The sequence below is a fragment of the Hymenobacter sp. BT491 genome, assembly GCF_014349165.1.
Taxonomy (GTDB): domain Bacteria; phylum Bacteroidota; class Bacteroidia; order Cytophagales; family Hymenobacteraceae; genus Hymenobacter; species Hymenobacter jejuensis.
In genome coordinates this window covers 756,273-780,490 of sequence record NZ_JACSJJ010000001.1, presented here as the reverse complement: position 1 = coordinate 780,490, position 24,218 = coordinate 756,273, and the positions used below count along the sequence as shown (strand labels likewise).

General features: G+C 57.4%; 19 protein-coding genes and 1 tRNA gene. 15 read left to right on the top strand and 5 right to left on the bottom strand.

The window, feature by feature from the left end; genetic code table 11:
* The first annotated feature begins 286 nt into the window (after positions 1 to 286).
* Positions 287 to 3,781, top strand: a complete 3,495-nt coding sequence (locus tag H9I52_RS03345) for a malectin domain-containing carbohydrate-binding protein (protein WP_187452648.1) — start codon at positions 287 to 289, stop codon at positions 3,779 to 3,781.
* 146 nt (positions 3,782 to 3,927) lie between these two features.
* On the top strand, positions 3,928 to 5,001 hold the full coding sequence (locus tag H9I52_RS03340) for a serine hydrolase domain-containing protein (protein ID WP_187452647.1): 1,074 nt from the start codon (positions 3,928 to 3,930) through the stop codon (positions 4,999 to 5,001).
* A gap of 232 nt (positions 5,002 to 5,233) precedes the next feature.
* Here the strand turns inward: H9I52_RS03340 and H9I52_RS03335 are convergent.
* Positions 5,234 to 5,310, bottom strand: a tRNA-Ile gene (locus H9I52_RS03335).
* A gap of 83 nt (positions 5,311 to 5,393) precedes the next feature.
* On the opposite strand from H9I52_RS03335, the gene H9I52_RS03330 reads away from it, so the two are divergent.
* From H9I52_RS03330 to H9I52_RS03320, 3 genes are all read left to right on the top strand, one after another.
* Positions 5,394 to 6,056, top strand: coding sequence for an HAD family hydrolase (locus tag H9I52_RS03330; protein ID WP_187452646.1), 663 nt, complete (start codon positions 5,394 to 5,396; stop codon positions 6,054 to 6,056).
* A complete protein-coding gene (locus tag H9I52_RS03325) occupies positions 6,031 to 7,242 on the top strand; it encodes a site-2 protease family protein (protein WP_316247996.1) in 1,212 nt (403 codons plus the stop codon). Before H9I52_RS03330 ends, H9I52_RS03325 begins: the two co-directional genes overlap by 26 nt.
* A gap of 74 nt (positions 7,243 to 7,316) precedes the next feature.
* Positions 7,317 to 7,955 (top strand): hypothetical protein, encoded by a 639-nt coding sequence (locus tag H9I52_RS03320; protein ID WP_187452645.1) that lies wholly within the window; start codon positions 7,317 to 7,319, stop codon positions 7,953 to 7,955.
* A gap of 146 nt (positions 7,956 to 8,101) precedes the next feature.
* Here H9I52_RS03320 and H9I52_RS03315 read toward each other — a convergent pair whose 3' ends face one another.
* Complete coding sequence (locus H9I52_RS03315) at positions 8,102 to 9,298, bottom strand: phosphoglycerate kinase (RefSeq protein ID WP_139514067.1); 1,197 nt, start codon at positions 9,296 to 9,298, stop codon at positions 8,102 to 8,104.
* A 183-nt stretch (positions 9,299 to 9,481) separates the two neighbouring features.
* Between H9I52_RS03315 and H9I52_RS03310 the strand changes: the two genes are divergently transcribed.
* The 10 genes from H9I52_RS03310 to H9I52_RS03265 all read left to right on the top strand — a co-directional run bounded on the left by H9I52_RS03310 (position 9,482) and on the right by H9I52_RS03265 (position 19,895).
* Positions 9,482 to 12,202 (top strand): D-alanine--D-alanine ligase, encoded by a 2,721-nt coding sequence (locus H9I52_RS03310; RefSeq protein WP_187452644.1) that lies wholly within the window; start codon positions 9,482 to 9,484, stop codon positions 12,200 to 12,202.
* Between the two features lie 61 nt (positions 12,203 to 12,263).
* Positions 12,264 to 13,049, top strand: coding sequence for a PASTA domain-containing protein (locus H9I52_RS03305; protein ID WP_139514069.1), 786 nt, complete (start codon positions 12,264 to 12,266; stop codon positions 13,047 to 13,049).
* A gap of 188 nt (positions 13,050 to 13,237) precedes the next feature.
* Positions 13,238 to 15,088 (top strand): T9SS type A sorting domain-containing protein, encoded by a 1,851-nt coding sequence (locus tag H9I52_RS03300; protein WP_187452643.1) that lies wholly within the window; start codon positions 13,238 to 13,240, stop codon positions 15,086 to 15,088.
* Positions 15,089 to 15,138: 50 nt separating this feature from the next.
* Positions 15,139 to 15,438 (top strand): rhodanese-like domain-containing protein, encoded by a 300-nt coding sequence (locus tag H9I52_RS03295; protein ID WP_139514071.1) that lies wholly within the window; start codon positions 15,139 to 15,141, stop codon positions 15,436 to 15,438.
* A gap of 171 nt (positions 15,439 to 15,609) precedes the next feature.
* A complete protein-coding gene (locus tag H9I52_RS03290) occupies positions 15,610 to 16,059 on the top strand; it encodes a MarR family winged helix-turn-helix transcriptional regulator (RefSeq protein WP_187452642.1) in 450 nt (149 codons plus the stop codon).
* A 26-nt stretch (positions 16,060 to 16,085) separates the two neighbouring features.
* A complete protein-coding gene (locus H9I52_RS03285) occupies positions 16,086 to 16,514 on the top strand; it encodes an organic hydroperoxide resistance protein (RefSeq protein WP_187452641.1) in 429 nt (142 codons plus the stop codon).
* Positions 16,515 to 16,625: 111 nt separating this feature from the next.
* Entirely contained in the window at positions 16,626 to 17,639 is a 1,014-nt protein-coding gene (locus H9I52_RS03280) for an NADP-dependent oxidoreductase (protein ID WP_187452640.1), read from the top strand.
* 38 nt (positions 17,640 to 17,677) lie between these two features.
* Positions 17,678 to 18,841, top strand: coding sequence for an iron-containing alcohol dehydrogenase (locus H9I52_RS03275; protein WP_187452639.1), 1,164 nt, complete (start codon positions 17,678 to 17,680; stop codon positions 18,839 to 18,841).
* Between the two features lie 7 nt (positions 18,842 to 18,848).
* The gene (locus H9I52_RS03270; protein ID WP_187452638.1) at positions 18,849 to 19,157 is read left to right on the top strand and encodes a putative quinol monooxygenase; all 309 of its coding nucleotides are present in this window, start codon (positions 18,849 to 18,851) and stop codon (positions 19,155 to 19,157) included.
* Between the two features lie 57 nt (positions 19,158 to 19,214).
* A complete protein-coding gene (locus H9I52_RS03265; RefSeq protein ID WP_187452637.1) occupies positions 19,215 to 19,895 on the top strand; it encodes a type 1 glutamine amidotransferase domain-containing protein in 681 nt (226 codons plus the stop codon).
* Positions 19,896 to 20,140: 245 nt separating this feature from the next.
* On the opposite strand, the gene H9I52_RS03260 is transcribed toward H9I52_RS03265, so the two are convergent.
* From H9I52_RS03260 to H9I52_RS03250, 3 genes are all read right to left on the bottom strand, one after another.
* Entirely contained in the window at positions 20,141 to 22,060 is a 1,920-nt protein-coding gene (locus tag H9I52_RS03260; RefSeq protein WP_262385928.1) for an ATP-dependent DNA helicase RecQ, read from the bottom strand.
* Positions 22,061 to 22,197: 137 nt separating this feature from the next.
* A complete protein-coding gene (locus H9I52_RS03255) occupies positions 22,198 to 23,004 on the bottom strand; it encodes a hypothetical protein (RefSeq protein ID WP_139514078.1) in 807 nt (268 codons plus the stop codon).
* Between the two features lie 394 nt (positions 23,005 to 23,398).
* Entirely contained in the window at positions 23,399 to 24,052 is a 654-nt protein-coding gene (locus tag H9I52_RS03250) for an ABC transporter ATP-binding protein (protein ID WP_187452636.1), read from the bottom strand.
* Between the last annotated feature and the right edge of the window lie 166 nt (positions 24,053 to 24,218).

The following is a 24,218-nucleotide window of genomic DNA, read 5'->3' as shown; positions in this document are numbered from 1 at the left end:
CTGGTGATTTTTTTCATTAACAGGGACAGTACGCCTTTATTGTTTATAAATACCTGATTTCAAGGTATTTATAAATTAATTTCTTACTAGGACAACAGCTTTCCAATGTCTTGCTCTTACCTAGAGGAATACAAGATGCTAGCAATATTTATATAAATATTTCAACAATAACTATTATTTTTCCATCTAAGCGATTTAGATTTAACCATACTCCCCGTATGGCTGCGGCTTGCCGGTCTGTGCCGGTTGGCCTATTGTTCACTTCACTTATGCTCCTATGGTTGTTATGGTTACACTTATCCGGACGTTCGTTGTTGCCTCTTCCCTTTCGCTGCGTGCGGGATGCATGGGACTGGCGTTGCCGCTGTTTCTGACGATCTCAACAGCCGGCACCGTCCAGGCGCAAGGCCCTACCCCGATCAGTTGGTCGCCCGCCCGCAATGCTCCTTCCGCGCCCCGCACTACTGCGGTGGCCGTGAGCTTCAATCAGGCCCTAAGCAACACTTCCGCCACTCAGCAGGCCCTCGTGGTGTTTGGCTCCCAGGCTGGCGGCCTGAAATCGGGCACGCCCTCAGTGAGTGGAAACACGCTTACTTTCCGCCCAACAACGCCCTTCAAACCTGGAGAGACCATTTTCGCAACCGTAACGACGGGGGTGCAAAACAGCAGTCAGCAGAACTTGGCTCGCCCCTACGCATACCAGTTTACGGCGGCCACGGCACGCGGCACCGGCTTATTTCGCTCCAATCCCGACGTACCGCTCAGCAACCCCGCTAGTCTGGCCGTAGGCGACCTCGATGGCGATGGCGACTTGGATCTGGTGTCCGTTAATGCAGTCAGCACGGGCCCCAGCAACACGGTGAGCGTGCGGTTGAATGCCGGAAACGGCACCTTCACTGGAGGCCAAGAAGTGCCCGGCATCGGTCCGGGGAAAATCCTGCTCGGCGACCTCGACGGCGACCACGACCTGGATTTGGTGACCAGTGGGGGCGTGCGCCTGAATAGTGGTGGCACGTTTGGCAACCCCGAACCAGCGGGCCTGGGCGGCGCGGCACTCAGCGACGTGGACGGCGATGGCGACCTCGACCTGCTCACCGAAGGCCAGACTACCAGCACCCCTACCTCGTCGACGGTCGTGCGGGTGCGGCTCAACAACGGCCACGGGGGCTTCAGTGAAAGCTCTGCTGTGCCCGTGAGCCCCAACGCCTCGACCATTGTGGTGGGCGACGTCAACAACGACGGAGCACCAGACCTTCTGGCTAGCGGCAGCAACGGCCTCATCGATGTGCGCCTGAACACCGGACGGGGCATGTTTGCCAGCACCGGTCAGCAACTTACCATCGCCACAATGCAAGGAGGCTTGCTGCTGGGCGACGTCGATGCCGACGGCGATCTGGATTTGGTAGCAGCCAATACGGGCAGCACCGTGACAGTGGTGCTCAACGACGGGCAAGGCACTTTCAGCGGCAGCCGGTTCGTGAACTTAGGCTCCTTCGCCGTATTTGCTGCCCTAGGCGACGTGGATGGCGACGGCGACCTTGACTTGCTGGCGGGCGGCTTCCCCAACTCCGTGAGCCTGCGGCGCAACGACGGCTTGGGCAACTTCAGCGGCGACCAGACTTTCGTGGTGCCCGACAACCCACGCGCCATCGCCGTGGGCGACCTCGACGGCGACGGCACCCTGGACTTTGCAACGGCCAATTCGAGTAGCGGCACAACGGGCTCGGCCAGCATACGCCTGAATCAGGCCGAAGCATCGCTGGCCGCCCGCTACCGGATCAACGCCGGCGGGGGCGCGTTGACTACCTCGCTGGGGGCTTTTGCCGCCGATCAATTCTATGCGCCCGCGCCCGGCAGTACTTATGCGACAAGCGCGGCCATTGCCGGCACCACCGACGATGCGCTCTACCAAACCGAACGCTTTGGCACCAACGGAGTTATGGGTTATGCCCTCCCGGTGGTCAACGGTACGTATGTCGTCAAGCTGCACTTTGCCGAACTCTACTGGAGCACGGCGGATCAGCGGGTCTTTGACGTGAGCGTGGAGGGCAATAAGGTCTTGACAGCCTACGATATCTTCCGGAGAGTGGGCGCCAACACGGCCACGACCGAGTCTTTCCCCGTCACCGTCAGCGACGGCACGCTCAACCTCGACTTCTCGTCCCTCAATACCGGCGGCAAGGACAACCCGAAAGTATCTGCTATTGAGATACTTAGCACCACAGCCACTGCACCGCCAGTAGCTAATGCCGGCCCCGACCAAACTATTACGCTGCCCACCAGCAGCGTTACGCTCGCCGGGTCGGGCACGGCGGCTGGCGGCGGTTCCGTCAAAAGCTATGCTTGGGCCCAAGTCAGCGGGCCGGCCATGGCCACTTTCAGCAGCAGCACCGCACAGAATCCCACGGTCAGCGGGTTAGCTACGGCCGGCACGTATGTTTTCTCGCTGGTGGTCACCGATAACCAGGACATCCCCAGCCCCGCCGACCAAGTGCAGATTATGGTCAACCCCGACCCCACAGGTCCACCCACGGCTGTGTACCGCATCAACGCCGGCGGGGGCGCGTTGACTACCTCGCTGGGGGCTTTTGCCGCCGATCAATTCTATGCGCCCGCGCCCGGCAGTACTTATGCGACAAGCGCGGCCATTGCCGGCACCACCGACGATGCGCTCTACCAAACCGAACGCTTCGGCACCAACGGCACCTTTGCCTACGCGTTGCCGGTGGCTAACGGCACCTACACCGTCAAGCTACACTTCGCCGAATTGTATTGGACTGCGGCAGGCCAGCGCGTGTTTGACGTGAGCTTGGAAGGTAATAAGGTGCTATCGGCCTACGACATCTTCCAGAAGGTGGGCGCCAACACAGCCGCCATCGAAACCTTTTCCACTTCCGTCACGGATGGCGTGCTGAACCTTGATTTTACTTCCCTCAATGCCAGCGGCCGGGACAATCCCAAAGTGGCGGCCATCGAAATCCTGGCTGGGCCGGGCAGCAATCCGGCTCCTACAGCGTATCACCTCAACGCCGGCGGGGGCGCGCTGTCCACTTCCCTGGGCACTTTTGCCGCCGATCAGGCGTATGCGCCCGCGCCCGGCAACACCTACGCCACGAGCGCGCCCATTGCCAATACAAACGACGATGCTTTGTACCAAACCGAACGCTTTGGCACCAACGGCACCTTCGCCTACGCGCTGCCCATCGCCAATGGCTCATACACCGTCACGTTGCACTTCGCCGAACTCTACTGGACGGCCGCCGGGCAGCGAGTCTTCGATGTGAAGCTGGAAAACGCCCAAGTGCTCACCGCTTACGACATCTACAAGAAAGTAGGCGCCAACACGGCCACGACTGAAACCTTCACGGTAAGTGTCGCCGACGGGGTGCTCAACCTCGACTTTTCTTCCCTCAATGCCGGCGGCAAAGACAACCCCAAAGTGGCCGCCATCGAAGTCGTGCCCTCGACGGCCGTAGTTGGCCGCCCGGTGGCACTTGGCCCAGGAGAGGCAGCCGCGGGCCTACAAGTGTTCGAAGCGTATCCTAATCCCTTTGCTGAGCGCGCCACCATTCGCTTCCGGACAACCAAAACGGGCCCCGCGCAACTCTACGTCTACAATGCCCTGGGCCAGCGGGTGGCCACGCTCTTTGAGGGAGTAGCCGAAGTTGGCCATGACTATGAACAAAACCTGTCCGGCACAAACCTGCCCGCCGGTGTGTACACGTGCCGCCTACTGCTGAATGGCAACGGACACACGCAACGGCTGCTGCTCGTCAAGTAAGGTTTCACATTCCTGATTCTTACCTCAAAAAGGTGGTTTTCGCTTGGAAGGCCACCTTTTTTTGAAATAAAACTGATTTTATAATTGTCTCATTTTAAGTATGTTACAAACACCTTACTTTCCACATACCTTTACCTGACGACCTTATGTTTGCGGCCTTCCCCTACTTATCAGTATTGCTATTTGTGCTGCTGAGAGTAGCCGTGTGCCAAGGGCAGCAACAAAAGACGCCGGCCGCGCTGGACGCCTACGTGCAGGCGCAAATGAAGCAGTATAAGATTCCGGGCCTGTCGGTTTTGGTGCTAAAAAACGGTAAGGTGCTGAAAAACAAAGGCTACGGCTTGGCCAGCGTAGAATTTGCCGTCCCCACCTCCGACCGCACGGTGTACGCGCTGGCTTCCGTAACCAAGATTTTTACGGCTACTCTCATCATGCAGCTCGTCGAGCAGGGCAAGCTTTCGCTGCAAGATCCCGTGGCCCAGTACGTGGACAGCTTGCCGGAAAGTTGGCACACGATTACGATTCGCCACCTGCTGAATCATACTTCCGGCATCCGCAATCATTTTATGAACCCCGCCTGGGCGACGCTGGAAAAAGCCCACCTCTCGCCCCAACAGGCAGTGGTGAAAGTCGCTGCGGCCCTGCCGCTGGCTTTTCGGCCCGGCGAACAATATGCCTACAGCGTGACGGGGTACTTGCTGCTGGGTATGGTGGTGCAAAAGGTGACTGGTCGTCCCTTCGAGGAATACATCACCCGCACCTTGTTTGCTCCGTTGCATATGCAGCAGACCCAATTTGGGGATTATCGCACGGTCATTCCCAACCGCAGCTCCACAATATACACCTATCAAAACGGCCCTTTTGAAACCTGGACTTTCACCTACGGCAACGCCGGTTTTACCGCCGCCGGGCTGAATTCGACGACCACCGACTTGGCAAAGTTCTTTACGGCCCTGCACGGCGGCGCACTGCTCTCGCCAGCCAGCCTCGACAGCCTATTCACTCCGACCCGGCTGCCGAGCGGCCAAATGGTGGACTACGGCTTGGGCTGGGTGATTGAGCACTACCGCGGTCGCACCTGCTACGGCCACGAAGGCGGAGGCTGCGCCTGGGTGAACTACTACCGCTCAGAAGGCCTGACCATCGCCGTGCTGGCCAACCTAACGGGGTCAAAGGCCGACGCCATCATCAAGGGCATCGCTGATTTTTATTTAAAATAAAGCGCAGTAAGGAATAGCACTTTTCGGCACGCGCCGTTCAGGTGAGCACCCGCAGGACTCTTCCCGTTATCCCAATGAACCTCCACTTCACCGCACGGTATCGCTGCGGCGTTGAGAAGGATCTTATATTGGACTAGCCGCTCCGGCACAGTATCAAATTAACTATCTCACAATCAAATAGTTGTAAACATAAAAACCGGACCAAACGCCTTAAAAGACGTTCAATCCGGTTTGGTGGGCCCACTTGGAATCGAACCAAGGACCTACTGATTATGAGTCAGTTGCTCTAACCGATTGAGCTATGGGCCCGGTGCTGAACTTAACCGTAGCGGTTGGTTTCGGCAGTGCAAACTACGAGTTTTGCGTTCGAATTTCCAATTTTTGACTTGCCCATGACTTTGCTTCGCCGTTTGCCCAACCTGCTTTTTGACTTCGGAGGCGTTATTATCAACATCAATTATCAGCTCACCTTGGAGGCCATGCGGCAGTTTAGCGCAGCGGGCAGCACCATCGAATTCAACCAGCAGCACCAGTCCGATTTGTTTGATCGCATGGAAACCGGACGACTTTCCCCGGCCGAGTTTCGCGATGGCTTGCGCCAAGGCTACGAGCTGACGGGCACCGACGAAGAGCTTGATGCGGCCTGGAACGCCATGCTGCTCGACGTGCCCGCCGACCGTTTGGCCCTGATTTCCGAACTGCGCGCCCAAGGCCACCAAACGGCACTGCTCTCCAACACCAATCACATTCATATTGAGGAGATTAACCGTCGGCTAGCCACCACGTACGGGTTTGAGCACGGCATTGCTGATGCGCTCGATCGCGTTTTTTATTCGCAGGAAGTAGGCTTGCGCAAGCCCGGCGACGACATTTTTCACCACGCCCTGCGCGAAATGAACTGGAAGCCGGAAGAAACTCTTTTCATCGAAGACAGTTTTCAACACATCGAAACTGCGCGGCGCCTAGGCTTGCAGACCTTGCACCTGGCGCCGCCGCTCACGCTTACCGAAGCCCTTCCTGCCGCCATCCGTGCCTTCACTCCTGCCACTGCCTGATGCCCCGGCTCCCGAGCCAGCGCTGCCCGTCGAGTTTGTCCGCTACGAACGCCCTGCTCCGCCGCGTTGGCGTGTGTACGGACTGCATTTGCTGCTGTTTGTTATCACCCTGATAACCACAACATTAGCAGGAGCCGAATGGATTACGGGCAAATCCTTTTTTCTGCAAGGCGATGCCGTTAAGCTGAGCGGCTGGCTTTCCAGCGCCGAAATTCAGCGCGGACTGCTGTTTTCGCTGCCGTTCCTGGGCGTGCTGACGGTGCACGAGTTTGGACATTATTTCACGGCGCGGCACTACAAAGTGCGTGCGACGCTGCCCTACTATATTCCTTTTTTTACGGGCGTATTCAACACCATCGGCACTTTCGGGGCGGTAATTCGCATTAAAGACCGCATTTTTTCGCGCAAAGAGTTCTTCGATATCGGCTTGGCTGGGCCGCTGGCGGGCTTTATCGTAGCCGTGCCGGTGTTGATTTACGGCTTCACGCACCTGCCGCCCGTGGAGTATGTATTCCAGATTCACCCGGAGTACCGCGCTTACGGAGCCGACTACGCGCAACATGTATACCGCGGCGCTGGGCAGGGGCTGACGCTTGCTAAGCCCCTCTTATACAGATTGTTAGAATATTGGTTTGCCGATCCGGGGCTTTTGCCACATCCCAATGAGCTGATGCATTATCCCATCCTACTAGCGGGCGCACTGGCACTGTTCTTTACGGCTCTCAACTTGCTGCCCATCGGCCAGCTCGACGGTGGGCATATTCTATACGGCTTGCTGGGTTTCCGCCGCTTCAATCGGTTGTCGGTGATCCTGTTTATCAGCTTCATCTTCTATGCCGGGCTGGGGTTGTTTACCCTACACAGCTCCGCCGATGTGTGGCTGTACGGGGCCGCGCCGTACTTGCTCTACCTGTTCGTGGTATTCCGGCGGACGCTGCCCACATCGCGGCGGGCGTTGCTGCTGGCGCTGGGCGTGTGGTCGGCGCAGCTGGCCCTAACCGTGGCCCTGCCAGGCCTCGAAGGCAACCCCGGCTGGCTGGTATTTGGCTTGTTGCTGGGTCGCATAACCGGCATTTTCCATCCGCCGGCCGCCGACGAGCGGCCGCTGAGTCCGGCGCGTAAAGTATTGGGCTGGGTCATGCTGATAATCTTTATCTTATGCTTTTCCCCGTCGCCCTTCGGGTGAGTTTGCAATAGCCGGCGCGTACTTTTCCGGGTGCGTTACGGATTGGTTGGCCATCTTTGCCAACGCTTTTTTCTATGGTTCTCGAACAACATCAATTACTGGGCGGCGACGTCCTGCTGGCCCTGCGCCCGCACGGCCTGTACGTCCGCAAAAAAGAGCTCAACGGCCACGACGCCCTGGAGGTAGAAATGCCCTACGAGGAGCTTCTGCCGATTGCGGTGCAACGCCGCAGTGCCGTACCCACGCGCTCGCTGGCCGGGGTGCTGTTTGCGCTCCTGCTCGGCGGCCAAGATATTTTCAGCAAGCAACTTGCTCAGGGTCAATCTACTGACGAATTCTGGACGGGCGCTTTCCTGATCGGGGGGCTGCTGGGCCTGATTGTGTACTACGGCTTGCAGAACTGGTGGAAGAAATTTACCATTTCCACAGCTCGGCTCAACATTACGCTGGCCGACCGCCCTGGCCAGCGCGCCGAGCTGTACCGCTTTGCCGAGGCCCTCGAATCCCAGACCAAATCGTACCTGCGCCACCACTACGGCCGCATCAACCCGTTAGGACCTATCGAGTTGCAGCTCAGCCGTTTGCGGTGGCTGCGCGAGCTAAACGTGCTCAACGAAGCCGAAGCCCACGCCCTGTCCGTACGCCTCACCGGCCGCCACTCCGAAACCCTGCAAGGCATGGGTCACGAGTTGGAAGCGCCTTTCGTAAATTAATGTAACTGGTTTATAACCAAGTATTTATATTAATTCACGAACATATAGACTATAAAAGAGGCGAACTACCTAGATAAACCAGAAGCCCGATTTCTTCCGCCAGCACGGCGGAAGAAATCGGGCTTCTGGTTTGTGAGAAATCAGGCCTAACGCCCTTCCAGCGCGGCTACGCCGGGCAGCTCTTTGCCTTCCATGTATTCGAGCAGGGCACCGCCGCCGGTCGAGATATAGGAGACTTTGTCGGCGAAACCCAACTGGTGCACCGCCGCGGCCGAGTCGCCGCCGCCGATGAGCGAGAAGGCGCCGGCCGCCGTAGCCTCGGCAATGGCGCTGGCCACAAAACGCGTTCCGAGCGAGAAATTCGACATCTCAAACACGCCCATCGGGCCGTTCCACAGGATAGTTCGGGACTGGCGAATGATTTCGGCGAAGATTTCGCGCGACTCCGGACCGATGTCCAAGCCCATCCAGTCGGCCGGGATGGCGTGGTTGCCGGCTTGATCGATGTCGGCGTCGTTGGAGAAAGCCGTAGCAATGACGCTGTCGCCGGGCAGCACCAGGTTCACGCCCTTTTCTTTGGCCTTCTGGATGAGGCTCTGGGCCAATTCCAGCTTGTCATTTTCGACCAGCGAACGGCCCGTCGAACCGCCTTCGGCTTTGGCGAAAGTATAGGCCATGGCACCGCCAATCAGCAGGTTATCAACCTTATCCAGCAGTTGCTCGATGATCTGGATCTTGTCCGAAATTTTGGCGCCGCCCATGATGGCCGTGAACGGCCGCTCGGGGTTGGTGAGCACGCGGTGTGCGTTATCTATCTCACCCTGAAGCAGATATCCAGCTATCCGATCTTCGGGCTTAAAATACTGAGCCATCACGGCAGTGGAAGCGTGCTTGCGGTGCGCCGCGCCGAAAGCATCGTTGACGTACACGTCGCCGAGGTGCGAGAGTTTCTCGGCAAAGGCGGGGTCGCCGGCTTCTTCTTCGCTGTAAAAGCGCACGTTGTCGAGCAGCAAAATCTCGCCGGGTTGCAAATTGGCGGCCATTTGTTGCGCTTCCTGACCAATTACGTCGTCGGCAAATTTCACTTCCTGCCCGTATTCCTGCTGCAAGCGCGCCACGAGGCTGCGCAGCGAGTTTTTCTTGTCGGGGCCGCCTTTCGGGCGCCCCAGGTGCGAAAGCAGGATCACCGAGCCGCCGTCGGCCAAGATCTTTTTGATGGTTGGCGTCGCGGCCCGGATGCGGGTGTCGTCGGTGATGCGCAAGTCGCTGTCGAGCGGCACATTGAAGTCCACGCGTACCACCGCCTTTTTGCCGGCGAAGTTGTACTGGTCGAGGGTTTTCATAGAAGGAACGAAAAGGTTAGATGGAGCCTTATACGGCGCGAATGTAGTATAAGCTTAATAGGCTTCGCAGCTTCTGCGGCAAGATGTAGGAACGCGAGGATATTTTCCGGACTTGATGGCCTCCGGTTGGCGCGCCAAAGCCCTACCAAGCTTACGCAACATTGCCCTACCTTTGCAGCACGTATGAAAATAGGCATCTTCTTCGGCGGCCCGTCGCGCGAGCGGGAAATTTCTTTTGCGGGCGGCCGCACCGTATACGATAACCTCGACAAGGCGCTGTTTCAGCCAGTGCCTGTGTTTGTCGATAGCCGGGGCAACTTCATTCTGCTCGACTGGCACTATATCTATAAAGGCACCATTCGCGACTTCTATCCGCCGGTGTCGGCGCTGCCGGCTTCGGAGCACAAGTTGCAGGTGTACCTCGAGTCGTTGGGTGAACTGACCATCGAGGAGCAAGACCGCATCATTAGCGAAGTAGGCCGCCGTATTTTGCCGCACGAACTCGCTGACCTGATGGACTTTGCGTTTTTGGCGCTACACGGCCCCGGCGGCGAAGACGGCGCCATTCAGGGCTTGCTCGAATGGTATGGCATTCCGTATTCGGGTTCCGGCATTCTGCCCTCGGCTTTTGGCATCGATAAGATCGCGCAGAAAAACCTACTCAAAGCTCTGCACCGGCCCACGCCAGACTTCCGCATTATCACGGCGGAAGAATGGGACGAAGCCAACCCCGTCGCTACGCTCGACTACTTGGTGCGCGAATTGGGCCTGCCGCTGGTGTTCAAGGCCCCGCGCCAAGGTTCGAGCATCGGCGTTTCCATCTTGCGCGAAGCCAGCGTAGAAAAATTTCAGGCGGCCATCGAACGGAGCCTGTTTCGCAAAACCCTCACCCGTGAGGAGTGGCAGGGCCTTTCCGAGCGCGAACGCCTCGCGTGGGTGCAGCAGCTGACCGATATCCGCGAAGGGATCGGCCTGCCCGTTGTTTTAGACGAAGAAACCACCATTATCTATCACCCTGATAATCTGATAGATACGCTTAATAAGAAATTCCAAGCCGCCGAGCAGGTGCGCCTCACCAACGTCGACGGCGAAGCCCGCGTGTTGGTAGAGTCGTTTGTGGCCGGCCGGGAGTTTTCGTGCATTGTAGTGGAAGACCCCCAAGGCAATCCGCTGGCTTTGCCGCCTACCGAGATCGTGAAGGGCGAGGAAATGTTTGACTACCGCTCGAAATACCTGCCGGGCTTGTCGCGCAAAGTCACGCCCATCGATTTGCCGGAGGCGGATATTCAGCGCATTCGCGAAGCCTGTGAGGAGATGTTCCGCACGTTCGGCTTCCAGGTGTACGCGCGTTTGGATGGCTTTTTCAGTCCTTTGAAATCGGAAGAAGCTGAAAACCAGATTTTTCTCAACGACCCGAATACGACTTCGGGCATGTTGCCGGCTTCGTTCTTCTTCCACCAAGCGGCCGAAATTGGCCTCAACCCTTCGCAGTTCCTGACTTATCTGATTCGTACTTCCTTGGCTGCTCGGCGCCGGGGCGGCATGCATCCGGTGCGCCTGGGCCAGTTGTTAAGGCAACTCGACGAGGCGGTGGCTTCGCGCCAGCACGAGGAGCGGCAGCGCACGAAAGTAGCCGTGATTATGGGCGGCTACTCGTCGGAGCGGCACATTTCGGTAGAAAGCGGTCGCAACATTTACGAGAAGCTGTCGTCGTCGGTGAAATACGAGCCGGTGCCGGTTTTCCTGACGGGCTCGGCGCACGAACACAAGCTGTACGTACTGCCTATCAACGTGATGCTCAAGGACAACGCCGACGACATTCGCGAGAAAATTGAGCATGCCGAAGCCGGTCATAGCCTGCACCCGGTGCTAGAACGCATCCGCCGCGAGGCCGACGCCATCACGAGCACGTATGCGGGCCAACCTACGGCCCAGCCGCGCCGGATTTCCTTTGAGGAATTGGCCGAAATGGTAGACGAGGTATTTATTGCGCTGCACGGCCGTCCCGGCGAAGACGGCGCGTTGCAGAAGGAACTGGAACAGTACGGGTTGCCGTACAACGGCTCGGGCGTGGAGTCCAGCAGCGTAACCATCAACAAGTTCGAAACCAACCGCCGCCTGCGCGAAGCCGGTCTGCGGGTGGCCGAACACCGACTGGCAACCCGCCTCGAATGGGACGCCGATCCGGAAGGCTTCTACCGCAGCCTCGAAACGCAATTTCACTATCCTTTCATTGCCAAGCCTTCGGACGATGGCTGCTCATCGGCGGTGAAAAAGATCAAGAACCGCGCGGAGCTGGAAGCATTCACGCGCCTGATTTTCCGAAGCCAGGAAGATTTGATGCCCGCCGAGGCCACTACGCTGCACTTGGGCTTCAAAGAAGAATTTCCTCAAAAGGACGTATTCTTGGTCGAAACCCTGATTGAGCGCGACGGAGCCAAGCACTTCCTCGAAATCACGGGCGGCCTGCTCACGCACTGGGGCGCCGACGGCAAGCTCGTGATTGAGGTATTTGAAGCGTCGGAGGCGCTGGCTACCGGGGAAGTACTCAGCTTGGAAGAGAAGTTCCTGGCGGGGGAAGGCCAAAACATCACGCCCGCCCGCTACGCCCCCGAGCCAGCTGAGCGTCAGCGCATTTCAGACGAAGTAAAACAGGAATTGCGCCGCGTAGCCGAAGTGCTGCACATTGAAGGTTACGCCCGCATCGACGCCTTCGTGCGGGTGCGCGAAACGGGTGCCGTAGAGGTACTGATTATCGAGGTCAATTCGTTACCTGGTATGACGCCCGCGACCTGCATCTTCCACCAAACCGCCCTCAACGGCTACACTCCCTACGATTTCATCGACCGGATTCTGGAGTTTGGCAAAGAGCGCAATGCAAAACGAGAGTTGGCTAAAAACTAGCGCACACAGTCCAGCCTTTTAATTCTAATTTTCCAGCTCGTAACTACTAGCTTTTCCTTTGATGGCTTTTCTTAAATCGGATACTCCGCTCGACGTTCTGAAGCACCTGCTGGTGATTGGGCTGTGCGGGGCCGCGTTGCTTTTCGGCTTCTTTTTCATCTACCTGCCCCTTACCACCAACCACGGCGAAACCATCGTGGTGCCCAAAGTGACGGGCATGCGCGTCGATAATCTGGAAGACTATCTCGACGAAAGGAACCTGCGCTATTTCGTTGATGACTCCACGTATAATCCTACCATTAAGCCATTTACAGTGCTCACGCAGGACCCGGCACCCGGCGAGCGCGTCAAGGAAGACCGCAAGATTTACATCTCGGTGAGCATGAAAAATCCGCCGGTAATCAAAATGCCGAAGCTGGTGGATGGCTCAGTGAAGAACGCGCAGATGATCCTGAAGAGCTACGATTTGCAAGTAGGCAAAATCGAGTTTGTGCCTGATTTGGCGCAGAATTCGGTGCTAAAGCAACTGGTCAACGGTAAGGAAATCGCGGCGGGCGCACCCATCGCCAAGGGCACCCGCGTCGATCTAGTGGTTGGCGACGGACAAGGAAACCAAGAATTCCCGGTGCCGAACGTTGTGAATATGCCAGAGGACGAAGCGGTTACGCTGCTGGTGGGCCAAGGCCTACTGAAAGGTGAAACCTTCTACCAAGCGCCCGAAGAAGGGCAGCAGGAAGGCACCGTGGTGAAGCAGCGCCCCGTAGCTGCGCCCGGCTCCACCATCCGAACCGGTCAACTCGTGGATTTGTGGATTGCGGGCAAGGCACCACTCACTCCAGTGAATTGATTACCACAACTATTTGATTATCAATTAATTATAAAACGTCGCCGGAAGCCAGAATTTCGGGCGACGTTTTTATTTTTAGGTAGCAGGCGCTTAGCCACCGGTCACTAACTGCTTTTTCAAAGTCGGATCGGCGTAAGCGCCCGTACTAAACTGCGACCGTGCGCGTTCGGCTTGCGTAACTTGCTGCGATGATCTGCCCGAAATATCTACTCTTGTTGCTGCTGCCGTTTGCCGCACAGGCCCAAGTAGTTGCACCGCTCCCGACGGATGCAGCCCGGGGGGCCACGCCAACTACCAATACCGCCCGTCGTGGTACGCAGGCCACGCTGCCGTTCTTCGAGGATTTTACCACGCCTCGCGAAGGCCAACCAAATCCGGATCGGTGGCAACGTAGCGGCGCGCTGGTCAACAACCGCTTTCCGGTGGCGCCACCGTCGCGGGGCGTCGTGACCCTGGATGGCCTCAAGGCCAACGGCCAGCCCTACGGCAGCTCGTCGGCCTACAGCGATACCGATACCCTAACGTCGCAACCGTTTAACCTGAACGGCTTCACGGCTTCTAACCGCGTGTATCTGAGCTTCTTTTGGCAAGTCGGCAGCATCGTAGGTCCTGCCAAAACCAACAGCGGCACGCAGCCCGTAGCTTTACAGCTGGAGTTTCTGGACAATGCCCAACGCTGGCAGCTGGTGTGGGAAATGCGCAGCACCGGCGAGCGCAAAGCCTTCCGGCAGAAGCTGATAGCCATTGATCAGCCGCAGTACCTGCACAGCACTTTCCAATTCCGCTTTCGCTCGATCGGCAACTTGGGCACCACCCGCGACGCCTGGAGCCTCGACTACATCAAGCTCGACCGCAACCGCAGCGCCGCCGATTCGTCGTACCGCGACATCTCCACCAGTGCCCCGCTAACGAGCCCGCTAAAGCGTTATGCAGCAATGCCTTACTGGCAGTACAACGCCAACCCGACCCCAACCAACGAGCTTAACGACCGCACCACGACCACCATTAATAACTTCGATGTAGGACCGGCCCCAACGCCTATAACGTGGTCGGGCACGTTGCAGGTGCTGCCTTCCGGGCCTGCGGCTACTTTCCTGAAAGGCAACCAGTCGCTGCCGGCTTCGCAGCAGCAGGCGGCCATTGCAGGCGATGTTCGGGGGGGCAGTGCGGCCATTCCGCTAAGTGGCGAGGCCAAACGCATCCGGCACAACATTGTGCTCCAAACCAACGAGCAAGATCCGCTTACAATTCCTAACGACTCGATCTCCCGCGTCACGGAACTCGCTGATTACTACGCCTATGACGATGGCACCGCGGAGGCAGCGGTGAGCCTGCCGGCGCTCGCTAGTGGCCCGGCCAGCTACTTTGCGTATCGCATCGACCTGAACAAAAGCGATTACGTGCGGGCCCTGCGCATCTACCCTGTGCTGCCCAATGCGGCCGGTCGTGCCATCACCATCAATGTGTGGGACAAGGACCCCGCTGCCGACCAGCCCGCCGCGCAGCCCAAAGCCACCAAGAGCTTCACCATCGCGGCGCAGGCCCCTAGTGGCAATGGTTTTGTGGAGATTCCGTTTGATGCGCCCGTGCCCGTAACCGGCACGTTTTACGTGGGATATGGGCAGGCCTCCATCAGCCAGTTTGTGCAGTTTGGGTTGGATTTGAACAGCGCCCCTCCGGCTAACTATTTGTTTTACAACGCTCAACAATCCTGGAGCGCTACTCAGACAAGTCCGGCTGGCGCTCCCCTAATGCGGCCCGTGCTCACCAACGGCGTCGCGACGGCGGTGGCCGATTCGCGTACGGCCGCAAGCTTTGGCTTGTATCCCAACCCTAGCAATGGCATCGTGTATGTGCAGGGCCGTTTTACCCAAGCAACCGTATCAGACGCGCTGGGCCGAGCCGTGTGGCAACAACCCGCCGCCCAGGCCGGCCACGCCACGCTAGATCTAAGTCAACTGCCGGCTGGCGTGTACATTGTGCAATTAAGCCTGCCCAATGGCCTTACCGTAGCCAAACGCTTGGTACTGACCAAGTAACAAACAGTCCGTTTATCAACACAACCATTTCATAATCAACCTTTTAGCATATGCCTGATATCACCCCCGCCGAACTCAAGCAGCGCCAGCAAGCCGGCGAAAAGCCCACCATCATCGACGTGCGCGAAAACTGGGAACACGAAGAAGCCCGCATCGACGGCAGTCAGAACATTCCGTTGGGCTCGCTCCCCGAAAAAGTAGATGAACTGGAAGATCTTAAGGATCAAGAAGTTATTGTGCATTGCAAAAGCGGTGGGCGCTCGGCCTCGGCCAAGGCGTTTTTGGCGCAGCGGGGCTTCAGCAACGTGCGCAACCTAGTAGGTGGCATGACGGCTTACCAGCAGCAATAATCTACGCTTTACCAGCAGTAGTGAAAGGGAGCCGACGGTGTCGGCTCCCTTTTTTGTTTGTTATTGAGCAAAGTTTTGCCTCTGTAAACCAGATAGTTGGCTAATTTTTTGTATATTTGGTTGTACACAATTAAACATTACGCAATCAAACTCGTTTATCCTACCGACACCATGAGCGAACAAGCTGAAAACCAACCGTATTCTCTGCTGAAGCTGGAAAACCAAGTCTGTTTTCCGCTCTATGCCGTTTCGCGCATGCTGACGAAGGCCTATCAGCCTTACTTGCAGGCCTTGGAGCTGACGTATCCGCAGTACCTCGTGTTTATGCTGCTCTGGGAATACAACGAACTGACTGTTAAAGAGTTAGGTGACAAGCTTTTATTAGACTCCGGTACGCTTACGCCGCTGCTGAAGCGCATGGAGCAGAAGCAGTGGGTCAGCCGCCGCCGTGACCCGCAGGACGAGCGCTCCGTCATTATTTCGTTGCAGCCGGCCGGGCGGGCCTTACAAAAGCGGGCCTGCCAGATACCGGAGCAGATGGCCATCAAACTAGCCATGACGCCCGAGGAAATGGCCGCTTTCCGCGATCAATTGAAACACCTTTTAACCCTGCTTGCCTAATCCAAGGCAGGCCTATTTGCCTCAGTATGAGCATCCAAAAAATCTACACGGCCACTGCGAAGGCCACCGGCGGCCGCGACGGCCGCGCTATCTCCAGCGACAATGTCATTGACTTGCCGTTGAGCACTCCGAAAGAAATGGGCGGCCCCGGCAAAACGGGTGCTACCAACCCCGAGCAATTGTTTGCCGCTGGTTATGCAGCCTGCTTCGATGGCGCCCTAAACTTGGTGGCCCGCATGAGCAAGATGCCCATCACCGGCAGTACCGTAGACGCGCAAGTGAGCTTCGGCAAAGACGGCGACAATTACGGCCTCGAAGTAGCCCTGAACTTAAACATCCCTGGCTTCACCCAGCAGCAGGCGGAGGAACTGGTCGCTAAAGCGCACCAGGTTTGCCCCTACTCGCGTGCTACCCGCGGCAACATCGACGTGCACCTGAACACGACGGTAAACTAAGCCGGGCGCCTCTCCGCTGCATTCAGCACCCTTTCTGTCATCCCGACGAGGAGCTTTTCCTCCGCTGGGATGACAGATGCATTTTATCCTCTTCACTTTTCCCACCCCGCTATGAATTCCCGCAGCATTCTGTTGGCCAACCGGCCGCAAGGCGAACCTTCGGCCGCCCAATTCCGCTTCGAAACCGCCGAAATACCGCCGCTTCAGTCGGGCGAAGTCCTGCTCAAAACGCTTTATGTCTCGGTCGATCCATACATGCGCGGCCGCATGAACGAGGGCAAATCCTACATTCCGCCTTTCGAAGTAGGCGAGCCCATTTCGGGTGGCGTGATAGCGGAAGTTGTAGATAGTCAGAACGATAGCTTACCGAAAGGCACCGTAGTGTTGGGCAACCTGCCGTGGAGCGAACACACGGTTTCCAATGGCAAAGGGCTCAACCCGCTCCCTACGGACGGGGCGCCCATCAGCTATTTCTTGGGCCTGCTGGGCATGCCGGGCCTAACGGCCTACTTCGGACTGTTGGACATCTGCCGGCCGAAAGCCGGCGAGACGGTTGTGGTTTCGGGCGCGGCCGGCGCCGTAGGCACGGTGGTAGGCCAGTTGGCCAAAATAAAAGGTGCCCGGGTGGTCGGTACGGCCGGCTCCGACGACAAAGTAGCGTATCTGCAACAGCTTGGCTTTGATGCAGTTATCAACTACAAAACCACTCCTGACATTGCGCAAGCCTTGGCCGAAGCCTGCCCTGATGGCGTCGATTGCTATTTCGACAACGTAGGCGGCGCCATCTCCGACGCGGTGTATGACCTGCTCAACAAGCACGCGCGCATTGCCCTCTGCGGCCAGATTTCGCACTACAACGCTACGCAAGAGCCACAGGGCCCACGGCCCGAACCCAAACTATTGAAAACCAGCACCTTGCTAAAGGGCTTTATCGTAAGCGATTACGCTGAGCGCTTCCCGGAAGGCGTGCAGGCCCTGAGCCAGTGGCTGCAAGAAGGCAAACTTCAGTTTGAAGAGACGATTACCGAAGGATTCGACCAGATTCCGCAGGCTTTCCTGGGCTTGTTTAAGGGCGAAAACACCGGCAAGCAGCTGGTGAAAGTAGCCGACTATTCCCGTTCCTAACGACGCGCTCCGGCGCGCTTGCATTTTCCAGATTACCCATGAAAAACTTCACGTTTTATAATCCCGTCAAAATCATTTTCGGCAAAGGCCAGATCCCGGCCGTTGCGAAGGAAATTCCGGTGGGCGCCAAAGTATTGGTCACGTACGGCGGCGGTAGCATTTTCAAAAACGGCGTTTACGACCAAGTAAAAGCCGCTTTAGGCGAGTTTGAAGTGGTGGAGTTTGGCGGCATCGAGCCCAACCCGCACTACGAAACCCTGATGAAAGCGGTGGCGCTGGCCAAGGCCGAAAACGTCGATTTCATCCTGTCGGTTGGCGGTGGCTCCGTGCTCGACGGCACTAAGTTTATCGCGGCGGCCATCCGCTACGAAGGCGCCGACCCGTGGGAATTGCTGAGCCAGAAAGCCACGGTGAAAGCCCAAAGCGCGGTGCCTTTCGGGGCCGTGCTGACGCTGGCCGCCACGGGCTCGGAAATGAACTCCGGCGCCGTGATTACCCGCGAATCGACCAAGGAAAAACTCTCGTTCGGTAGCCCGCACACGTTCCCCAAATTCTCGGTTCTGGACCCCGAAACACTGTTTTCACTGCCGCCACGCCAGATCAGCAACGGCATCGTGGATGCCTATACGCACGTGCTGGAGCAGTACCTCACCTACCCCGTCAACTCGCCGCTGCAAGATCGGCAAGCCGAGGCAGTGCTGCTCACGCTGATCGAAGAAGGCCCCAAGGTGCTGCAAAATCCGCAGGATTATGATGCGATGGCTAACTTCATGTGGGCGGCGACCAACGCGCTGAACGGCACGCTGTCGGCCGGCGTCGTGACGGACTGGGCTACGCACATGATCGGGCACGAGCTGACGGCGCTGTACGGCATCGACCACGCCCGCACGCTGGCCGTGGTGCTGCCATCGCTGCTGCGCTATAAACAAGAAAGCAAGCAAGCCAAGCTGCTTCAGTACGGCGAGCGCGTCTGGAACATTACCAGCGGCACGCCCGCCGAGCGCGTCGAGGCCACGGTGCAGGCCACGGTTCGCTTCTTCGAGTCGGTGGATATCAAAACCAGGCTTTCGGACTATGCAGTAGGTCCTGATACCATTCAGCACATTGTGGAGCGCTTCGAGCAGCGCGGCCCCAAAAACCTGGGCGAACGTGGCGATATTCAGCCCCGCGACGTACAGGAGATTCTCACCATGAGCCTGTAACTCGCTGATGATCACTCCCGAAAATGTTATCTGCGTTGCAGCCGAGTGGGTAGTGCAGCCGGGCCAGGAAGAAGCCGTCCGCCGCTTGCTGCTGCAAGCCGCCGTGGCCGTACGCGAGCACGAGCCCGGCAACTTGGTTTACTTGGCGCATCAGTCGCCCGATGAGCCGAGCCGCTTCTTCGTTTACGAGCAATACGCCGATGACGCCGCCCTGCAAGCGCACCGCGAATCGGCTCATTACCAGCAGGTTGTAGTCGGCCAGATTGTGCCGCTGCTAACTGAGCGCAAGGTGACGTTTTACCGTTTGCTGGCGTAAAACCATTTTTTTCACTCGGAATAAGCTTGCTTACTCCGACCTATACACCTCAGAATCATGAACATATTAATGGTATTGACCTCCCACGATCAGTTGGGCGATACGGGCAAGAAAACCGGCTTCTGGCTGGAAGAATTTGCGGCTCCGTATTACGTTTTCAAAGATGCCGGGGCTACCCTGACGTTGGCCTCTCCTAAAGGCGGGCAACCTCCGCTGGATCCCAAAAGCGACGAACCCGACTCGCAAACCGAAGCAACCAAGCGCTTTAAGCAAGACGCCGATGCGCAAAAAGCCCTAGCCAACACCGTCAAGCTCGACAGCATTTCGGCAGCCGATTTTGATGCCGTTTTTTACCCCGGCGGCCACGGCCCGCTCTGGGATTTGGCAGAAGATACCACGTCGATAAAGCTGATTGAAACGCTGTTTGCGGCCGGAAAACCGGTGGTGGCGGTGTGTCATGCGCCCGGCGTGCTGCGCCACGTAAAAGCCCCCGACGGCTCACTGCTGGTTAAAGGGAAGTCGGTTACGGGCTTCACCAACACCGAAGAAGCAGCAGTACAACTAACTGACATTGTGCCTTTTCTGGTGGAAGACGAGCTTAAAAATGCTGGCGGCAACTACTCGAAAGTTGGTGATTGGCAGCCTTACGTGGTAAGCGCAGGCAACCTCATCACGGGCCAAAACCCGGCCTCGTCGGAGCCAGCTGCCGAAGCGCTACTCGAGCTCCTGAAAAAATAAGCGGTCAAGGCAAATCAGCCGATCCTTTCCGGCGGATTGCCGTAGTATCAGTAACCTCGGCCGCAAGATCGGCCAGGAAATTGCATAGTACTTTCTACAGTGCCTTTTTGCAGGATTAGCCCCCTGCCGAATGGATGAGCGCAGCCCCGGTTACCCTTTAGTGGGTGGCCGGGGCTGTTTGTTTTCGACACATGATTACGGTTATAGAATCAGGAAGATCAATTATATAAGTAATTGACTATTAATTACTTATATAATTGACCTTCGTCTGTATAGCGAAGCTCGCCTAAGTCCACCAACTCACGGATCAATTCCGTGACGGCGGCGGCTTGGCTGGGCACGAAATGCGTCAGGACTTCGCGGGGCGTTTGCGGCTGCGCTTTTACCAGCGCCACCAACTGCTCGCGAAGCGGCAAAGTGGGCGCGGCGGCCTGCTGTTTTTTGCGAGCCAGGCAATAATCGCAAATGGCACAGGCAGGCGCGTTTTCCTCGCCGAAATACTCCAGCAACAATTGCTGCCGGCAGCGCCCACCGGCCGCGTAGCTGATCACGGCCTCGGTTTTCTGCAAGGCCAATTCGCGTGCGGCCTTCAGGCGCGGCTGGTCGAGAGGCAGTTTGTCGGCGTCGAAGCGCGGCGTGGTGAACAGCGCCTGGGGCGAATCGTGGCGCGGCTGGTAGTGAATAATGCCAGAGCGGTGCAAAAACAGCAGCATCTTGCGCACATCCACCACGCTCAGCCGCAGGTGCGTGGCAAGGCTGTTTTCGGAGATCGTTTGGAAGCCCGCGAAGATCTCGCCGCCGTTCATGCGCAGCAACGATTTGATCAGCTTGTCGTGCTGGGCATTAGCCACTTGAAACCGATACAGATCGTTGTGGTCGATGGGAATGTGCACGCGTGCCGGGGTGGTCACGGCTTCGTTTACCTGCACGAAACCGGCCCGTTCCAGCGTGCGCAGCGAATTGTGCACGTCTAACGGCTTGACGCGGTACGTTTCGGCAAAGGGCTGAATGTCAAAGTCAAACGCCACCAGCTCGCCGCCACCCACGGCCGTCCGCGAAAAGTTAGCCAGCGCTTGGTACACGCGCCGTACCGTGTCCAGGGGCGGATGCGCCTGTTCGGTGCGGCGGCGCAAGTCGCTCGCATCGTGTGGCCCGACGAGCAGCACGGCAAAGGCGTATTTCTCGTCGCGACCGGCACGGCCGGCTTCCTGGTAGTAGGCTTCCAACGAATCCGGAGCTTCCAGGTGGGCCACCAGCCGCACGTCGGGCTTGTCGATGCCCATTCCGAACGCATTGGTAGCCACAATGATACGCGTCCGGTTCTGCATCCAGTCCTGCTGGGTACGGTGGCGCAATTCGGCGGGCAAACCGGCGTGGTAAGGAGCGGCGGCTAGTTGATGCTTTTGTAAAAAAGAGGCCGTTTCCTCGGTTTGGCGGCGCGTACGGGCATACACGATGCTGGTTTTGTCGGCTCCCACGCCGCGGATAACTTCCAGCAGGCGGCGCAGCTTGTCTTCGGTTTGCAGCGCCGAATACGACAGGTTTGGGCGGGCAAAGCTTTGCTGAAAAACCTTGTAATTGGCACGGAAATGCAGCTTTTCAACAATATCCTGCCGGACCTGCTCCGTGGCCGTAGCCGTGAGCGCAATGACGGGCACGTTGGGCACCAACTCCCGCAGCTGGGCGATCTGGAGGTAAGGCGGGCGGAAATCGTAGCCCCACTGCGAAAGGCAATGCGCCTCGTCGATGGCCAGCAGATTGACTTTCATTTTGGCGACGCGCACCCGAAACATCTCAGTCAGCAGGCGTTCCGGCGATACGTACAGGAACTTCACCGGGCCGTAAACGCAGTTGTCGAGTGTCTGGTCAATTTCCTGGTGGCTCATGCCGGCATACACTGCCTCGGCCCGAATGCCGCGTGAGCGCAGCCGCTCGACTTGGTCTTTCATCAGGGCAATCAGCGGCGACACTACCACGCAAATGCCGTCGCGCGCCATAGCCGGCACCTGAAAGCAAATGGATTTGCCGCCGCCTGTCGGCAGCAACGCCAGCGTATCCTGCCCAGCCAGCACCGACCGGATAATATCTTCCTGCATCGGCCGGAAAGCCGAGTGTCCCCAGTGCTGGCGCAGCAGGAGCAGGATATCGTCGGTGGGTAAAGGCAAAGCAGTGCAGGGGTTGGCCGGACTACGAAGGTACTGCCACTGCGTGGGAAACTGAAGCCGTAACGCAGCCGCTTCGCAAACAAAAAGCCCGGCTCCTACCGGAACCGGGCTTTTGTATGCTGAGATAAGAAGATTGTTTAAGCAGCAGCCGACTCGCCGTTCTCACGGTCGTCGATCGCTTTCTTGAGCTTCGCAATAGCTTGCGTGGCACGCTCCTCGTCCAAACGGTTGATGTTCAACAACATCTTGGTCTTCTCCTGACGCGTGATCACCGGATGGTTAAGCAAACGGATGATCTCTTCCTTCTGCGGTGCCGTGGCGTACGCAACGGCAGTGGTAGCAGGAGCCTCGGCAGCAGGCGCAACAGGCTCAGCGGGCACGGCTTTCATGGCAGCAGGCTGCGCAGCTGGGGCAGCAGCCGGCGTCACAGCATTGGCACTCACCTTCGCATCGGTCGAGTTGCCGCCGTACTCCATCTCTTCAGCCGGAGTAGGCTCGTAACCAGCGGCCCGGATAATCCAAGCCAGAATGTTGCGGTATGCTTTGCCGATAGCGCGCGTTTGCGCCATGCTCATGATGGCAAACTCCTGGTAGAACTTCTTGCCCGACTCTTTATTCGAGCAAATAGCAAAGCCAGCACCTACGGTATGGCCCGAGCGCAGGTCAAATAGCGTGACCTTGGCTTGGTACTTTATTTCTGTTTCGGTCGATACATTGATGACGTGGTCCACGATGGGCACAATGCCCAAGCGCGAGCCGGCGTACTGCCAGCCTTCCACGTTCACATAGTCTTTGCCTTGAACCGAGGTCGAAAGTTTATTCTCCTTAATGAACTTCGCCAGGTCCTTAGCCAGATCCAGCGTCTCATCGGAGCGAGCAATGTCGTAGCTCTCCACTTTGTTCTTCCGAACCTGATCCTTGGTGTTTTTGGTTACCTCGTTCATGGTCTTGTTATTAATTCCCTGTAGTACGTTTTGTTGTTCTATTACCTAACCAAGTGGCCGGTCTTTTAGTGCGAAAATGTACCTATTTTTTAGTAAATTTTCACACTGATAATCAAGTACTTACAAATAAGATTCAAAAATCTCTATTCTAACAGGATTAGTAGAGAAAATCGGGCCAAAAAATTTGGCGTTGCCCGGCTGTTTTCAGCTTTACAGCCGGCTGACCCATTCATTCAGGAGCGTGCGTAAACAAACCTGCCGCACTGTTCCGGAACAGCGCGGCAGGTTCAATCTATGGCCCGGATCGGAAACGGGCGCATCACATGCAGGAGCCAAAAAATAAGCCTGTCAGGCCGAGACCCAACAGGCTTATAACGATTTTTAAATCAAGAAGTTACTCCGAGATGTATCCGTCCTTCATGATGATCTTGCGATCGGCCATCTCGGCAAGCTGCTCGTTGTGGGTCACGATCACGAAGGTTTGGCCCAGTTCTTTGCGCAACAGAAAGAAGATCTGGTGTAATTCCTGGGCGTTCTGCGAATCGAGGTTACCGCTAGGTTCGTCGGCAAAGATGATTTCGGGCGAATTGATGAGCGCCCGCGCCACGGCTGTGCGCTGCTGCTCTCCACCCGACATTTCGGAGGGCTTGTGGTCGGCGCGGCGCTCCAAGTTCAACATGCCAAGCAATTCGCGGGCTCGCACGCGGGTTTCTTTCTCCGAGCGCCCCGCCAGATAGGCTGGCAGGCACACATTTTCGAGGGCCGTAAACTCAGGCAACAGGTTGTGAAACTGGAAGATAAAGCCAATGTGCCGGTTGCGAAACCGCGCCAGATCCGAGCGCTTGAGCGAGCTGACCGATTCGCCATCGAACAGCACTTCGCCCATGTCCGGGTCGTCCAGCGTACCCAGAATGTGCAGCAACGTGCTTTTGCCAGCCCCCGACGACCCCACGATGGACACGATTTCCGACTTCTCGATGGTCAAGTCGATGCCCTTGAGCACTTCCAGCGTGTTATAGCTCTTATGAATGTTAATGGCTTGCAGCAAAGGGGATAGCGTAAAATGGTGAGCCTACTTCAAGAAACAAATCTACGCATTGTAGGGAGTTGTCTGTAGTATGCCCCCGATTCGCGGCAGACAATTATTGGGCCCTTGCCAGGCGCATTAGTCGGGGCCCAGCCTTATCTTGACGCTAGGTTCATGCCTTTCCTCC

Coding starts and splice junctions, on each gene's coding strand:
- H9I52_RS03330 (WP_187452646.1), top strand. CDS start 5,394: ATGACTTTGCTTCGCCGTTTGCCCAACCTGCTTTTTGACTTCGGAGGC.
- H9I52_RS03285 (WP_187452641.1), top strand. CDS start 16,086: ATGAGCATCCAAAAAATCTACACGGCCACTGCGAAGGCCACCGGCGGC.
- H9I52_RS03300 (WP_187452643.1), top strand. CDS start 13,238: ATGATCTGCCCGAAATATCTACTCTTGTTGCTGCTGCCGTTTGCCGCA.
- H9I52_RS03345 (WP_187452648.1), top strand. CDS start 287: ATGGTTACACTTATCCGGACGTTCGTTGTTGCCTCTTCCCTTTCGCTG.
- H9I52_RS03280 (WP_187452640.1), top strand. CDS start 16,626: ATGAATTCCCGCAGCATTCTGTTGGCCAACCGGCCGCAAGGCGAACCT.
- H9I52_RS03275 (WP_187452639.1), top strand. CDS start 17,678: ATGAAAAACTTCACGTTTTATAATCCCGTCAAAATCATTTTCGGCAAA.
- H9I52_RS03320 (WP_187452645.1), top strand. CDS start 7,317: ATGGTTCTCGAACAACATCAATTACTGGGCGGCGACGTCCTGCTGGCC.
- H9I52_RS03255 (WP_139514078.1), bottom strand. CDS start 23,004: ATGAACGAGGTAACCAAAAACACCAAGGATCAGGTTCGGAAGAACAAA.
- H9I52_RS03290 (WP_187452642.1), top strand. CDS start 15,610: ATGAGCGAACAAGCTGAAAACCAACCGTATTCTCTGCTGAAGCTGGAA.
- H9I52_RS03270 (WP_187452638.1), top strand. CDS start 18,849: ATGATCACTCCCGAAAATGTTATCTGCGTTGCAGCCGAGTGGGTAGTG.
- H9I52_RS03305 (WP_139514069.1), top strand. CDS start 12,264: ATGGCTTTTCTTAAATCGGATACTCCGCTCGACGTTCTGAAGCACCTG.
- H9I52_RS03310 (WP_187452644.1), top strand. CDS start 9,482: ATGAAAATAGGCATCTTCTTCGGCGGCCCGTCGCGCGAGCGGGAAATT.
- H9I52_RS03295 (WP_139514071.1), top strand. CDS start 15,139: ATGCCTGATATCACCCCCGCCGAACTCAAGCAGCGCCAGCAAGCCGGC.
- H9I52_RS03265 (WP_187452637.1), top strand. CDS start 19,215: ATGAACATATTAATGGTATTGACCTCCCACGATCAGTTGGGCGATACG.
- H9I52_RS03315 (WP_139514067.1), bottom strand. CDS start 9,298: ATGAAAACCCTCGACCAGTACAACTTCGCCGGCAAAAAGGCGGTGGTA.
- H9I52_RS03340 (WP_187452647.1), top strand. CDS start 3,928: ATGTTTGCGGCCTTCCCCTACTTATCAGTATTGCTATTTGTGCTGCTG.